The organism is Aminobacter sp. P4_H6_2, from assembly GCF_056400805.1.
On the sequence record NZ_JBFUKO010000089.1, the window covers coordinates 1 to 13,852 of the forward strand.

Sequence of the window (13,852 nt, forward strand, 5' to 3'; positions counted from 1 at the left end):
GTCCTCGACCGCGACCAACCAGAATGCCTGGATCGAAGCGGCCAAGAAGGCGCTGCCGGAGAAGTTCCCCAAGATCAATCTCGTCGCGACCGTCTATGGCGATGACGACTCTGCCAAGAGCACCGACGAAGCCAAGGGCCTGCTGAAGTCGTATCCGAACCTCAAGGCGATCATCGCACCGACTACTGTAGGTGTCGTTGCAGCAGCCCAGGTCGTCACCGACGAGAACCTGATCGGCAAGGTCAATGTTACGGGCCTCGCGCTGCCGTCCGAATTCAAGAAGTTCATCGACAACGGTGCTTCGCAGGCGGTCGCTTTGTGGAACCCGATCGACCTTGGCTATTCCGCCGTCTACCTCGCTCATGATCTGGCGGTGAAGAAGATGGAAGCCAAGCCAGGCGCCAAGCTTTCGATCGGCCGCGTCGGTGAAGTCACGCTCGACGACACCAATTCGGCGCCGATGGCCGCACCCTTCACCTTCGACAAGAAAAACATCGAAGAGTTCTCGAAGATCTACTGATCTCGGAACGCCATGGCCGGCGGGGCTGTTGTCCCGCCGCGCCTTTCCCCCAGACCTGCCACAGGGCCTGAGACGGATATGGATACGAAAGCCCACACGACCCAGACGCCTATGCGGGATCATCCGGCAACGCCCCGGCTGACGCTTACTGGCGTGACCAAGACGTTCCCGGGCGTGCGCGCGCTGCACAATGTCGGGCTGTCGCTTTATCCTGGACAGGTGACAGCACTGATCGGTGAAAACGGCGCCGGCAAGTCGACGCTGGTCAAAATCTTGACCGGCATCTACCGGCCCGACGCCGGTACCATCACGGTCGATGGCTCGCAGGTTTCGCTCGCCAGCGCGCATGACGCGTTCGAGCAGGGCATCACCGCGATCCACCAGGAAACCGTGCTGTTCGACGACCTGTCCGTGGCCGAAAACATCTTCCTGGGCCATGCGCCACGGACCCGCTTCGGCACTATCGACTGGCGCGCCATGCGCAGTCGGGCAAGCGAGGTGCTGAAGGTCATGGGTGCTGCCCATATAGATCCCGACGCGCGCCTCAAGGATCTCGGCATCGCCAACAAGCATCTGGTGGCGGTCGCCCGCGCCATGTCGATCGACGCACAGATTGTCATCATGGACGAGCCGACGGCTGCTTTGTCAACCAAGGAGATCGAGGACCTGTTCGAGCTGATCGAGCTGCTCAAGCGCGAGGGCAAGGCGATACTGTTCATCAGCCACAAATTCGATGAGATCTATCGCATCGCCGAGCGCTACACCGTCTTCCGCGATGGCGAGATGATCGGCGAGGGGATGCTCGCCGATGCCAGCCAAAACGAAATCGTCAAGATGATGGTCGGCCGCTCCGTCGATCATATCTTCCCTGAACGAAAGCCGCAGATCGGTGCAGCGGTGCTGAGTGTTTCGGACCTTTCGCACCCGACCGAATTCGACGGAATCAGCTTCGAACTGCACAAGGGCGAGATTCTCGGCTTCTACGGTCTCGTCGGCGCTGGCCGCAGCGAACTCATGCATGCGATCTTCGGCATCACAAGGACTAGCCGTGGCAGCATGACGCTGGACGGAGCGCCTGTCGCGCCGCGCTCCGCCGCGGAAGCCATCGAGGCAGGCGTCGTCTATGTGCCGGAAGAACGCGGCAAGCAGGGCGTCGTCATCGGCATGCCGATCTTCAAGAACGTCTCGCTGCCATCGCTCAAGCGCACCTCGAAATCCGGCGTGCTGCGGCTGAAGGACGAATTCGCCCTGGCGCGCAAATACACCGAGCGGCTCGACCTGCGCGCATCCTCGCTCAGCCAGGATGTCGGCACGCTGTCGGGTGGCAACCAGCAGAAGGTGGTCATCGCCAAGTGRCTCGCCACCGATCCCAAGGTGATCATCCTCGACGAGCCGACCAAGGGCATCGACATCGGCTCCAAGGCCGCCGTCCATGCCTTCATGGCGGAATTGGTGGCGCAGGGGCTCTCCGTCATCATGGTGTCGTCCGAACTGCCCGAAATCCTCGGCATGTCCGACAGGGTGGTGGTCATGCGCGAAGGTCGCATTGCGGCTGTCTACGACAACAATGGGCTCGACGCGGTGACGCTGGTTCAGACCGCTGCGGGAATCGCCGCATGAAGACGCTGACGAAATATCGCGAAATCTGGCTGCTCGCCGCAATTGCCGCCCTCGTTGGGCTTATCTCCGTTCGCTTTCCCGGCTTTGCCCGCCCCGGCAATCTGGCGACGGTGTTCAATGACACCTCTATCCTGATGATCCTGGCACTCGGGCAGATGGTGGTCATCCTGACCCGCTCGATTGACCTGTCGATGGCTTCCAATCTCGCCTTCACCGGCATGGTGGTGGCGATGATCAACGCCGCGTTCCCGGCGTTTCCGATCCCACTGTTGATGCTGGTTGCCATTGGCGTCGGCCTGTTGCTCGGCGCGCTCAACGGCATGCTGGTCTGGAAGCTCGGCATCCCATCGATTGTCGTCACCCTCGGCACGCTGACCATCTATCGCGGCGCTACCTTCCTGATTTCGGGCGGTGCCTGGGTCAACGCCGACCAGATGAGCCCGGCCTTTGTTGGGCTGCAGCGCGTGCAACTGATCGGCGTGCCGGTTTTGTCGTGGATCGCCATCGTTGTCATTGCCCTGTTCTTCGTGCTGATGACCAGGACCTCGGTCGGCCGCTCGCTTTATGCCATTGGCGTCAACCCGACGGCCTCGATCTATGCCGGCATCGATGTCGGCCGCACTAAGTTCCTCGCCTTCTGTATCTCGGGCGCCGTGGCTGGCCTGTGCGGCTATCTTTGGATTTCGCGCTACGTCATCGCCTCGGTCGAGGTCGCCAATGGCTATGAGCTCAACATCATCGCGGCCTGCGTCATCGGCGGTATTTCGATCGCTGGCGGCATCGGTTCGGTCGCGGGTGCCGTGCTCGGCGCACTGTTTCTCGGCATCATCTCGACGGCACTTCCGGTGATTAACATATCGCCCTTCTGGCAGATGGCGATCTCGGGCAGCGCCATCCTGCTTGCCGTGGTGCTCAACGCGCGCGGCGAGCGCAAGCAGGGCCGTATCATCCTGAGGAAGGCGGAAACGGCATGAGCGCGACCGACACCACTCCCGTCCCGCGACACATTCCCGACCGGCTCGACAAACCGCTCCGCTCGGCGATCCTCTCGTGGGAGGCGCTGCTTGTCGCGGTCGCGGTTGCGATCTTCATCGTCAACAGCTTTGCCTCACCTTATTTCCTCGACGTCTGGTCGCTCTCCGATCTGACCTTCAACTTCACCGAAAAGGGCCTGATCGCGCTCGCGATGGCGCTGCTTATCATATCGGGCGAGATAGACCTGTCCGTGGCGGCGATCATCGCACTTGCCTCGACCATGATGGGCATGGCGGCGCAGGTCGGTGTCGACACGCCAGGCCTTGTGCTGATCGGCGTCGGCGTTGGCCTTGCTTGCGGCGCCTTCAACGGTCTGCTGGTGACTGGCCTTGGCCTGCCGTCGATTGTCGTCACCATCGGCACGATGAGCTTGTTTCGCGGCACGGCCTTCATCATCCTCGGCGACCAGGCCTACAAGGGTTACCCTGCGTCCTTCGCCTTCTTCGGCCAGGGCTATGTCTGGTGGGTATTCTCGTTCGAGGTTGCACTGTTTGCGCTTGCGGCCGTCATCTACTGGTTCGTGCTGCACCGTACGAGTTTCGGTCGGCGCATCTTTGCGATTGGCAACAACGCAGTCGCGGCGCAGTTTTCCGGCCTGCGCGTCGGGCGGATCAAGTTCGTGCTCTTTTGCCTCACCGGTCTGATGTCAGGCATGGCGGCGGTGTTGATCACCTCCCGGCTCGGGTCGACGCGGCCTTCCATCGCGCAAGGCTATGAGCTCGAAGTCATCACCATGGTGGTGCTTGGTGGAGTGAGCATTCTCGGCGGCGCGGGTTCCATCTTGGGCGTGGTGCTGGCAGCCCTCATCATGGGGCTGGTCACTTTCGGTCTGGGTTTGCTCAACGTGCCCGGCATCGTCATGTCGATCTTCATCGGTCTGCTTCTGATCCTGGTCATCGCGCTGCCGATCCTTTGGGGCCGCTTCAGCRGGGGACGTCTGGCATGAGTGCCGAGAAATATGCCTTCAAGATGAAGTTTAAGGCAGGCATGAAGGCCGAGTACATCAAGCGCCATGACGAGATCTGGCCGGAGCTGGTGACGCTGCTGAGGGATGCCGGCGTTTCCGACTATTCGATCCATCTCGACGAGGAGGCCAACACGCTATTCGGCGTGTTGTGGCGTCGCGCGGACCACACAATGGATGCACTGCCGGACCATCCCGTCATGAAACGCTGGTGGGCGCATATGGCCGACATCATGGCCACCAAACCGGACAACGAGCCRCTCTCCGTGCCGCTGCAAACCGTCTTCCATATGAAATGACCAGGCCCAGCACCGTCGCCGTCATCGACATCGGCAAGACCAATGCCAAGGTGGCGCTGGTCGATCTCGAAACGCTGTCGGAAATCGCGGTTCGCCGCACGCCCAATGTCGTGGTCCGCGATGGCATCTACCCACACTTCGATTGCGAGGCGCTGTGGACGTTCATCAAGCGGAGCCTGGCCGACCTTCAGGGCGAGCGTCCGATCGACGCGATCTCGGTGACGACGCATGGCGCTACGGCCGCACTGCTCGCCGCCGATGGGGCGCTTGCCATGCCGATACTCGATTACGAGCATGATGGTCCCGACAGCCTTTCGGAAGAGTATGACGCAGCGCGTCCGCCCTTTGGCGAGACTGGTACGCCGCGCCTGCCGCTCGGGCTCAACCTCGGTGCGCAGCTGTTCTGGCAAGCCACGGCATTTCCTGACGATTTCGCGCTGGTTTCGACCATCGTCACCTATCCCCAGTATTGGGCGTTCCGCTTGTGCGGCGTGCTTGCCAACGAAACGACATCGCTGGGCTGCCATACCGATCTTTGGCAGCCGGCGAAGGGAACATGGTCGAGCCTGATCGACCGGATGGGCTGGCACCAGCGCATGGCGCCGGTGCGCAAGGCCGCCGACCTGCTCGGCACCGTCTTGCCAGACCTTGCCGAGGAAATCGGCATACGTCAGGACGCGCCGGTATTCTGCGGCATCCATGATTCAAACGCCTCGCTCTATCCGCATCTGCTCCAGCAGACCTCACCATTTTCGGTGGTGTCGACCGGCACGTGGGTCGTCGTGCTCTCGGTTGGCGGTGCGCCCCAAAATCTTGATCCGGCGCGTGACTGTCTGGTCAACGTCGACGCGCTTGGTGAACCCGTCGCTTCCGCGCGCTTCATGGGCGGGCGAGAATTCTCGCTGTCTGTCGAGCCGGGCAGGGAGGATTGCGACGATACCGATCTGGCAGCGGTCCTCGCGGCCTCGGTGATGCTGCTACCTTCGGTCCAGCAGGGATCCGGCCCGTTTCCGAACCGACAGTCGTCCTGGCTGGGCGAGCCGCAATCGCCTGGCGAGCGCTTCGCAGCCGTGTCGCTCTATCTGGCGATGATGACGGCGATCTGTTTGGAGCTGACCGGTGCGGGCGGGCCGGTGATCGTCGAGGGGCCGTTTGCAAGAAACCGCGTCTATTGCACGATGCTTGCCGCAGCCACCGGCCGCAACGTGCTCTCCGGTTCCGGCAGTGCGACAGGCACAAGCCTGGGCGCGGCTTTGCTGGTAGCGCCCGATGCCGTCCGCCAGCCGGCGTTCCGGGCTGTGGACGCAACGGCCAACGAACCGCTGCGCGACTATTTCGAGGCCTGGCGGGCGCTGGTCGGCTAGATCAGYCACTCCGATAGCTTCGCCTTGCGGATATCCTGCAGCAGACGGACGAAGCCTTCGGCCTGATGGCTAGCCGTGAGGCGGCCTTTTTCGGCGGTGGCGATTGCAGCTTTGCCGACCACCCCATGCGGGTTGAGATCGCCGGCAATCCAGGAAAAGCCGTGCGGACCGTGCGGGCGCAACAGCTCGAATTCGCCCTCGGCGCGCTCGAAGCTCGAGTCGAAGTTCTCGGCTTTCGCCATGTCGACCAAATGGGGACGGAAATGCAGCATCAGCGACGTCTCGACGTCGCCGCCATGGATGCCGAGCTGGACCTCGCGCGGCGAATAGAGACCGTCGGGATGGCCGAAGCGACCCCAGCTCGAGCGCACCGACAGCGCGCCGAAACGGACGCGCAGCTCGCGTGAGACGATGCCCATCACCTCTTCATTGCCGCCGTGCGAGGTGACAAAGACGAATTTGCGTATTCCGGCGCGTGCGACGGATGCGCTGATCTCCGTCCAAGCGTCGACCAGGATGCTTGCCGGCAGGCTCAGCGTGCCCGGCGCGTAGATGTGCTCGTCGGATTTTCCGACGGCCTGGATGGGCAGGAAGCGGGCGTCCAGGTTTTCGGRAAGAAGGGCAAAAACCTCTGCCAGCATGCCCTCCATGATGGCGAGGTCGGTGGACACAGGCAGATGCGGGCCGTGCTGCTCGATGGCCGCGACGGGGACGACGGCGATTGTCCTTTCAGGGTCGATCGACGCGAAGTCGGCCGCCTTGAAGTCGCCCCACCAGACGCGTCGCTTCTGTTTCGTCACAATCAGACCTCGCCGATCAAACTCGCCTTGGACTGAATATGTCAGCGCAGCCTTTTTTGTAAGGGGTGCTACATCCGCACGCGCTCGGACTTGGGATCATACATCGGCTTGAGCGATGCTTCCGCCTTGAACCGTCCGCCGGCGATTTCGATCCCATAGGACGAGCCAAGCACATCGGCTTCGGTTTCGTTCTTGCTGGGGACATAACCGAGGCCGATGGCGCCGCCGAGATAGTGGCCATAGTTGCCCGATGTGATCGTGCCGACGATTTTGCCGTCGCGGACAATGGCCTCGTTGTGGAAAAGCAGGGGCTCAGGATCGGTGAGACGGAATTGCACGAGGCGGCGGTCGAGGCCGGCCTCCTTCTTGCGCAGGACGGCATCACGGCCGAGGAAATCGCCTTTTGCCGTCTTCACCGCAAAGCCGAGGCCGGCTTCCAGCACATGGTCCTCGTCGGTGATGTCGTGGCCGAAATGGCGGAAGGCTTTTTCGATGCGGCAGGAATCGAGCGTGTGCAGACCACAGAGTTTCAAGCCCATGTCCGCACCGGCTTCCTCGATGGCTTCGAAGACATGGGCGGTTTGGTCGGTCGAGATATAAAGCTCCCAGCCGAGTTCGCCGACATAGGTGACCCGATGGGCGCGGGCGAGGCCCATGCCGATTTCAATCTCCTGAAATGTTCCGAACGGGTTGTTCTCATTTGAGAAATCGTTGGGGCTGACCTTCTGGATCAGTTCCCGAGACTTTGGCCCCATCAAGCACAATACGCTTTCAGAAGCGGTGACATCGGTGATGACGACGAATTCGTCGGCCAGATGTTTCCTGAACCACGCGAGGTCGCGTTGCAGCGTGGCGCCGGGAACGACGGCGAGGAAGGCGGACGCCGACAGCCGCGAGACGRTGAGGTCGCTTTCGATGCCGCCGCGCTGGTTGAGCATCTGCGTGTAGACGATCTTGCCCGGCGCGACGTCCATGTCGTTGGCGCAGAGTTTTTGCAGGAAGGTGAGCGCGTCGCGGCCCTCGATGCGGATCTTGCCGAAGGACGTCATGTCGAACAGGCCGACGCCGTTCCGTACGGCGAGGTGCTCGGCGCGCTGGTTGTCGAACCAGTTCTGCCGCTTCCACGAATAGTGATACTCGCGCTCCTGGCCCTCTCTTGCGAACCAGTTGGCGCGCTCCCAGCCGGCGACCTCGCCGAACACCGCGCCCCGCGCTTTCAGGTGCTCGTGGAGGGGGGATCGCCTGACGTTCCGCGAGGTCGCCATCTGGCGGTAAGGGAAGTGATCGGCGTAAAGCAGACCGAGCGTCTCCGACACACGCTCCTTGAGGTAACGACGGTTCTTCTGGAATGGCTGGGCGCGGCGGATATCGACCTCCCACAGGTCGAACGGCGCTTCTCCGTCATGAATCCATTGCGCCAGCGCCATGCCGGCGCCGCCGGAGGAGACGATGCCGATCGAATTGTAGCCCGCGGCCACCCAGTAGCCGCGCACTTCCGGTGCTTCGCCGAGATAATAGCGGTCGTCAGGCGTGAAGCTTTCGGGGCCGTTGAAGAAGGTATGAATGCCGGCGGTTTCCAGCATCGGCATGCGGTTCACGCCCATTTCGAGGATCGGCGCGAAGTGATCCATGTCTTCCGGTAACTGGTCGAAGCAGAAATCCTCGCGGATGCCGTCCATGCCCCATGGCTTGGCGACCGGCTCGAAGGCGCCGAGCATCATCTTGCCCGCGTCTTCCTTGTAGTAGGCGCATTCGTCGGGCACGCGCAGCACCGGCAGGCGGCCAAGGCCCTTTATCGCCTCGGTGACGAGGTAAAAATGTTCGCAGGCRTGCARCGGGATGGTGACGCCGTTCTGGGCGCCCAGTTCGCGCGCCCACATGCCGGCGCAGTTGATGACGATGTCGGTCTCGATGGTGCCTTGTTCGCCGCCTTGCGCCCAGGAAACACCCGAGACGCGACCATCCCTGGTGTGAACCTTTGATACCTTGACGTTTTCGACGATTTTGGCGCCGCGCTGGCGAGCGCCTTTGGCCAAGGCCATCGCAATATTCGCCGGGTCGCACTGGCCGTCGAGCGGCAAATGCACCGCGCCAACCACGTCAGACACGTTGAGATGCGGGTACATCTCCTTGACTTCGCTAGGCGAAATCTCGCGCACGTCGACATTGAACGCGCGCGCCAGGGAGGCTTGGCGATAGATCTCGTGCTTGCGCTCCTCGGTCAGCGCCACCGTGATCGAGCCGACCTGGCGCATGCCGGTGGCCACGCCGGTTTCGGCCTCGAGCTTGACGTAGAGGTCGGCCGAATATTTGGCGAGCCGTGTCATGTTCTGCGAGGCGCGCAACTGCCCGATCAATCCCGCCGCGTGCCATGTCGTGCCTGAGGTGAGCTGCTTGCGCTCCAAAAGCACGATATCGGTCCAGCCAAGCTTCGCCAGATGATAGGCGACTGAGCAGCCTGATACACCGCCGCCGATGATGACGGCGCGGGCACGGGCGGGAAGTCCGGTCATGCAGCAGATCTCTCGTAGCTGGTGGCGAAGCGCCTCAGGCGGCCGGCGGCTTCCTTGAGGACTTCGTCGGGCTGGCACAGACTGACGCGGATGTGGCCTGCGGCGGCATCGCCGAAGCTTATGCCCGGCATGACGGCGACCTTCTCTGCTTCAAGCAGGTCCCAGGCGAACTTCTCGCAATCCGGCTCAATGGCACTGATATCGAGCATGACATACATGCCGCCCTCTGAGCCGCGCACGGTGACATTGTTGAGCCCGCGCACCTCGTTGATGAACAGGTTGCGGCGGTCGGCATAGGTTTTGGCGATGTTCTGGACGCCGTAGTCCTTCTCCAGCGCCTCGATCGCAGCGCGGCTGACAAAATCGGTCAGGCCGTAGGTGGTCACAAGGTTGAGGTTGATGACCAGCGAAACGAGATCGGCCGGCGCGGTCAGCCAGCCGATGCGCCAGCCGGTCATGCCGTGGCTCTTCGACATCGAGTTGATGACCAGCGTGCGTTCGGCCATGCCGGGCAGGGCGCGCGGGGAAACGTGCTCACCGCCGCCGAGTGTCCAGTAGACCTCGTCGGAGAGCAGCCACAGGTCGTGGCGGACGCAAAGCTCGGCGATGTCTTCGAGGCACCTGCGGGAATAGACAGCACCTGTCGGATTGTTGGGCGTGTTGATCAGGATCGAGCGCGTGTTGGGCTTGAGCGTTTTTTCGATGTCGGCAGCACGCGGTTGGAAGCCATCTGATGCCTGCGCTTCTACGACGGTGTAGCTGGCGCCGGCCGCGCGGAAAGTCCCAGGATAAGTGGCGTAATAGGGCGCAACAACGATGGCATGGTCACCTGGATCATGCGTTGCCTGCACGGCCGCATAGAGCGCGGCCTGGCCGCCGGGGGTGGCGATGATCTCGGAAAGGGCGGTGTCGATGCCGGTACAGCGGGTCGAAGCCCTCGCCATCGCGGCACGCAGCCGCGGCAGGCCGGGAAGCTGGGTATAATGATGGAAGCCAGCACGAACGGCGGCGACACATGCCTCGACGGTTTCGCTCGGCGTGTCGAAGTCATGGTCGCCGACCGACAGCATAATGATGTCTTCGCCAGCCTGCTGACGCGTCATGGCGGCGAAATGCACCTCCCAGCCATCCTTGCCTGAGGGAACGATGCCGGAAATGCGCGATGAGGGTTTGGGCATGTCAGGCTCCCACGTCCATGAGGGTCGCAAGACGGGCGAGCGTCAGCCTGCTGGAACTGTCGAGTCGGGACGTCAGCGCGCCGTAGCCAGAAACAGAAGGATGAGGTGTGCCACCGGCATGATTGTGCGTGGCGGTGATGACAAGCACCTGCGTGCCTGCGGCCTCGGCCGCCTGGATGCCGGCCGGTGCGTCCTCGAACACCAGGCAGTCCTGCGGCTTGGCGCCGAGCCGCTCGGCGCCAAGCAGGAAGCAGTCGGGCGCAGGCTTGCCGTTGGCAACGTCTTCACCTGTCACCATCAGTCGCGGAATGGGCAGGCCGGCCGCTTCAAGCCTGCGGATCGCCAACCTGCGGGGCGCTGACGTCACAATTGCCCAGCRTTCGGCGGGCAGCGTGTTGAGAAAGGCGGATGCGCCGTCGATGGGTTCGATGCCGTCGACGTCGTCGAATTCGGCCTGCGTTAACTCCTCGATCTCGGTCATCAGGTCGATGCCCGGCAGGTTCAGCCGGCTGATGGTCTCGTATGCGCGAACACCGTGAATAGTCGGCAGGAAGGTTTCCACGTCGAGCCCATGTTTGATCGCCCAGGCGGTCCAGACGCGTTCTGTGGAGGCAATCGAGCTCAGGATCGTGCCGTCCATGTCGAACATGAAGGCRCCAAAGGCCCGATCGGGGAAGGGAAGTGTCATTAGGAGCGGAGCCTTTCGTTTTCGGGATCCCACAAGGGCTTGTCTTCCTGGACCGTCGCCTTGAAGCGCTCGCCGAAAATCTCGACTTCCACATCAGTGCCGGGCGCGGCCAGATCGGCCCGCAGCATGCCCAGCGCAATCGATTTGTCCACCCTGTGGCCCCAGCCTCCTGACGTGGTCTCACCGACAATCTGGCCATTGTGCCAGAGCGTCGACATGTAGGGCGCGTCGCAGTCGTCTGGATTGTCGATGACAAGCGTGACGAAACGCTTCTTCGCCCCCTGCTGCTTCTCGCTGAGCAGGGCCGCCTTGCCGCGAAATTCCGGCTTGTCCCATTTGACGAAGCGCTCGAGACCGCCTTGCAGAATGGTGTAGTCGGTCGACAGATCGCCCTTCCAGGCGCGGTAGCCTTTTTCGAGCCTGAGCGAATCGAGAGCGAACATGCCGAAGGGTTTCAGGCCGTGTTTCTGGCCAGAAGCCCAGACGGCATCGAAGATGGCTGCGGTATCGGCGACCTTGGTGTGGATTTCCCAACCAAGCTCGCCGGCGAAGGAAACGCGGACCAGCTTGGCCCAGCGGCCGGCGATGGTGGTTTCCTGATGTGTCAGCCATGGCTTGGAAAGATCAGCTTCGCAGACTTCGACCAGGATTTTCCGCGAGTTCGGGCCGGCGAGGATCTGCGCAGAGAATTCCTCGGTGCGGTCGATCAGCTTGAACGCGGCATCGGCCGGCATATGCGATTTCAGCCATTCGAAGTCGTGCCACTGGGCGATGGCCGCCGTGATCAGTGTCATCAGGTTTTCGGAATGGCGCACGACCGACATTTCGGTGACGATACGGCCGTGATCGTCGGCGAAATAAGCAAGGCCGATACGCCCGACCTTGGGCACGGCACCTGTGATCTGCTCGTCCAGCCACGCGGCGGCACCAGGGCCGTCGAGATTGAAGCGGCTGAAGCCGGGCAGGTCGAGAATGCCGGCGGCATCGCGCACGGCAAGGCATTCCTCGCGAATGCGCTTTTCCCATGGACCTGAGCGGGCGAAAGTCTGCGTCGACTGCTCGGACAGGTCATCGCCCGGCTTTGCGTACCACGTAGCGCGTTCCCAGCCATTGTAGGCGTTGAATTGCGCGCCGAGTGCTGCGATCCGGTCGTGGACGGGCGAAAGCTTGCGGCTGCGCCCCGCCGGCCAGGCATGGCGGGGGAAGTGGATGGCGTATTCGTGGCCGTAGACCTCCATGCCCTTGGCGACCGCGTAGTCGGGGGCCGAGGCGAAAGAAGTGAAACGGCGCGGGTCGCACGACCACATGTCCCACTCGGTCTCGCCCTTGGTCACCCATTCGGCAAGGACTTTGCCGGCGCCACCTGCCTGGGCTATGCCGAAGGTGAAGACGCAGGCCTCGAAGGCGTTGGGTACGCCTGGCATGGGGCCGATCAGCGGGTTGCCGTCAGGCGCGTAGGGGATCGGCCCGTTGATGACCTTGGACAGGCCGGCGGTGCCGAGGATCGGCACGCGCGCGATGGCGTCGTTGAGATAGTGTTCGAGCCGGTCGAGATCGTCGGGATAAAGCTGGAAGGAGAAATCCGCCGGCATGGGATCGCCCGGTGTGGCCCAGTGCGCTCGGCAGTTGCGCTCATAGGGGCCAAGGTTCATGCCGTTCTTTTCCTGGCGCAGATAGTAGGATGTGTCGACGTCGCGCAGCAGCGGCAGTTTGTTGCCCACTTCGCGCGACCACGCGGCGAGCTCCGGGATTTCGTCGAACAGGATATATTGATGGCTCATCACCATCATCGGCACGTCGCGGCCGAACATCTTTCCGACCTCGGCGGCGCGATAGCCTGCAGCGTTGACCACTTTTTCGCAGCGGATTTCGCCTTGCCCAGTGACCACCACCCATTCGTCGTTCTCGCGGCGCACCGATAGCACCGGACAGAAGCGGATGATCTTGGCACCCATATCTCGCGCGCCCTTGGCCAGCGCCTGGGTCAGCTGCGCGGGATCGATGTCGCCGTCGTTGGGGTCATAGAGCGCGCCCTTGAGGTCGTGCGTTTCGATGAATGGGTAGCGCGCCTTGATGTCGTCGACGCCGACCACCTCGATGTCCATGCCCTGGTAGCGGCCCATGCCCTTGGCGCGCTGGAATTCCTGCATGCGCTCCTTGCTGTGAGCAAGGCGCAGCGAGCCGGTGACATGGTAGTTCATCGGATAATCGACTTCGGCCGCCAGCCCGCGATAAAGCTCGGTCGAATAACGCTGCATATTCATCAGCGACCAGGACGACGAAAAGGTCGGTACGTTGCCGGCGGCGTGCCAGGTCGAACCCGAGGTCAGCTCGTTCTTTTCGAGCAGGACGCAATCGGTCCAGCCTGCCTTGGCGAGGTGATAGAGCGAGGAGACGCCGACCGCGCCTCCGCCGATGATCACCACGCGCGCCGTGCTCGGCAAATCAGCCATGTCTTCCTCCCTGCGTGCGATCAATAGACGGGTGGCGATACAACCCAGATGACCACCGCCGGCACAAATCCCGGGTTCCTCCACCGGAACGGCTTGTGGTCGAAGCGAAAGCTGTCGCCTGCGCCCAGCCTGTGCCACGTGCCGTCGATCTCGATGTCGAAGCTGCCTGAAACGACGTAACCGGCTTCCTCGGTCGGTCGCGATGCCGGTTCGCGCAACTCGGCGCCCGGGGCGAAGATCGAGCGGAGCATTTCGAAGCTTCCGCCGAGATCGGGCGACAATAGCTCTTCCACCAGGCCGGAATCGCTTGTGCCAAGCTTGCGGCGGCGCCCAGCCCGGACGATCACGCCGCGCTCGGCTTCGACGGGCGCTTCATGGGCGAAGAACAGGCTGACCGGCACGCCGAACAGTTCGGCGA

Annotated in this window: 12 protein-coding genes; 6 read left to right on the forward strand and 6 right to left on the reverse strand. The window is 62.6% G+C overall.

Translation table 11 applies throughout. The features are described from left to right. The 6 genes from AC1DUU_RS09750 to AC1DUU_RS09775 form a co-directional block, all read left to right on the forward strand. Positions 1-520 (forward strand): substrate-binding domain-containing protein (locus tag AC1DUU_RS09750; protein WP_476783221.1); only part of this gene is annotated, 520 nt, incomplete at its 5' end. Between the two features lie 78 nt (positions 521-598). Next, positions 599-2,140 (forward strand): sugar ABC transporter ATP-binding protein, encoded by a 1,542-nt coding sequence (locus tag AC1DUU_RS09755; protein WP_476783222.1) that lies wholly within the window; start codon positions 599-601, stop codon positions 2,138-2,140. Next, positions 2,137-3,114 carry an ABC transporter permease gene (locus tag AC1DUU_RS09760; protein ID WP_476783223.1) on the forward strand — a complete coding sequence of 326 codons (978 nt, stop codon included), beginning with the start codon at positions 2,137-2,139 and terminating at the stop codon, positions 3,112-3,114. Before AC1DUU_RS09755 ends, AC1DUU_RS09760 begins: the two co-directional genes overlap by 4 nt. Beyond that, positions 3,111-4,121 (forward strand): ABC transporter permease, encoded by a 1,011-nt coding sequence (locus AC1DUU_RS09765; RefSeq protein WP_476783224.1) that lies wholly within the window; start codon positions 3,111-3,113, stop codon positions 4,119-4,121. Before AC1DUU_RS09760 ends, AC1DUU_RS09765 begins: the two co-directional genes overlap by 4 nt. After that, on the forward strand, positions 4,118-4,438 hold the full coding sequence (gene rhaM, locus AC1DUU_RS09770) for an L-rhamnose mutarotase (protein ID WP_476783225.1): 321 nt from the start codon (positions 4,118-4,120) through the stop codon (positions 4,436-4,438). Before AC1DUU_RS09765 ends, rhaM begins: the two co-directional genes overlap by 4 nt. Beyond that, positions 4,435-5,802 (forward strand): FGGY-family carbohydrate kinase, encoded by a 1,368-nt coding sequence (locus AC1DUU_RS09775; RefSeq protein WP_476783226.1) that lies wholly within the window; start codon positions 4,435-4,437, stop codon positions 5,800-5,802. The genes rhaM and AC1DUU_RS09775 overlap by 4 nt, the downstream gene beginning before the upstream one ends. Here AC1DUU_RS09775 and AC1DUU_RS09780 read toward each other — a convergent pair. The 6 genes from AC1DUU_RS09780 to AC1DUU_RS09805 form a co-directional block, all read right to left on the reverse strand. Then, positions 5,799-6,602 (reverse strand): creatininase family protein, encoded by an 804-nt coding sequence (locus AC1DUU_RS09780; RefSeq protein WP_476783227.1) that lies wholly within the window; start codon positions 6,600-6,602, stop codon positions 5,799-5,801. The genes AC1DUU_RS09775 and AC1DUU_RS09780 overlap by 4 nt on opposite strands. Positions 6,603-6,670: 68 nt before the next feature. Continuing rightward, a complete protein-coding gene (locus AC1DUU_RS09785; protein WP_476783228.1) occupies positions 6,671-9,115 on the reverse strand; it encodes a GcvT family protein in 2,445 nt (814 codons plus the stop codon). After that, positions 9,112-10,293: a pyridoxal phosphate-dependent aminotransferase gene (locus tag AC1DUU_RS09790; RefSeq protein ID WP_476783229.1), complete on the reverse strand. Its 1,182-nt coding sequence runs from the start codon at positions 10,291-10,293 to the stop codon at positions 9,112-9,114. The genes AC1DUU_RS09785 and AC1DUU_RS09790 overlap by 4 nt, the downstream gene beginning before the upstream one ends. A gap of 1 nt (position 10,294) precedes the next feature. Further along, positions 10,295-10,981 carry an HAD-IA family hydrolase gene (locus AC1DUU_RS09795; RefSeq protein WP_476783230.1) on the reverse strand — a complete coding sequence of 229 codons (687 nt, stop codon included), beginning with the start codon at positions 10,979-10,981 and terminating at the stop codon, positions 10,295-10,297. Beyond that, entirely contained in the window at positions 10,981-13,434 is a 2,454-nt protein-coding gene (locus AC1DUU_RS09800; protein ID WP_476783231.1) for a GcvT family protein, read from the reverse strand. The genes AC1DUU_RS09795 and AC1DUU_RS09800 overlap by 1 nt, the downstream gene beginning before the upstream one ends. A gap of 20 nt (positions 13,435-13,454) precedes the next feature. Then, positions 13,455-13,852 (reverse strand): cupin domain-containing protein (locus tag AC1DUU_RS09805; protein WP_476783232.1); only part of this gene is annotated, 398 nt, incomplete at its 5' end.

Bases quoted from the DNA above. Each gene is read 5' to 3' on its own strand.
- AC1DUU_RS09760 (WP_476783223.1), top strand. From the start codon at position 2,137: ATGAAGACGCTGACGAAATATCGCGAAATCTGGCTGCTCGCCGCAATT.
- AC1DUU_RS09775 (WP_476783226.1), top strand. From the start codon at position 4,435: ATGACCAGGCCCAGCACCGTCGCCGTCATCGACATCGGCAAGACCAAT.
- AC1DUU_RS09790 (WP_476783229.1), bottom strand. From the start codon at position 10,293: ATGCCCAAACCCTCATCGCGCATTTCCGGCATCGTTCCCTCAGGCAAG.
- AC1DUU_RS09800 (WP_476783231.1), bottom strand. From the start codon at position 13,434: ATGGCTGATTTGCCGAGCACGGCGCGCGTGGTGATCATCGGCGGAGGC.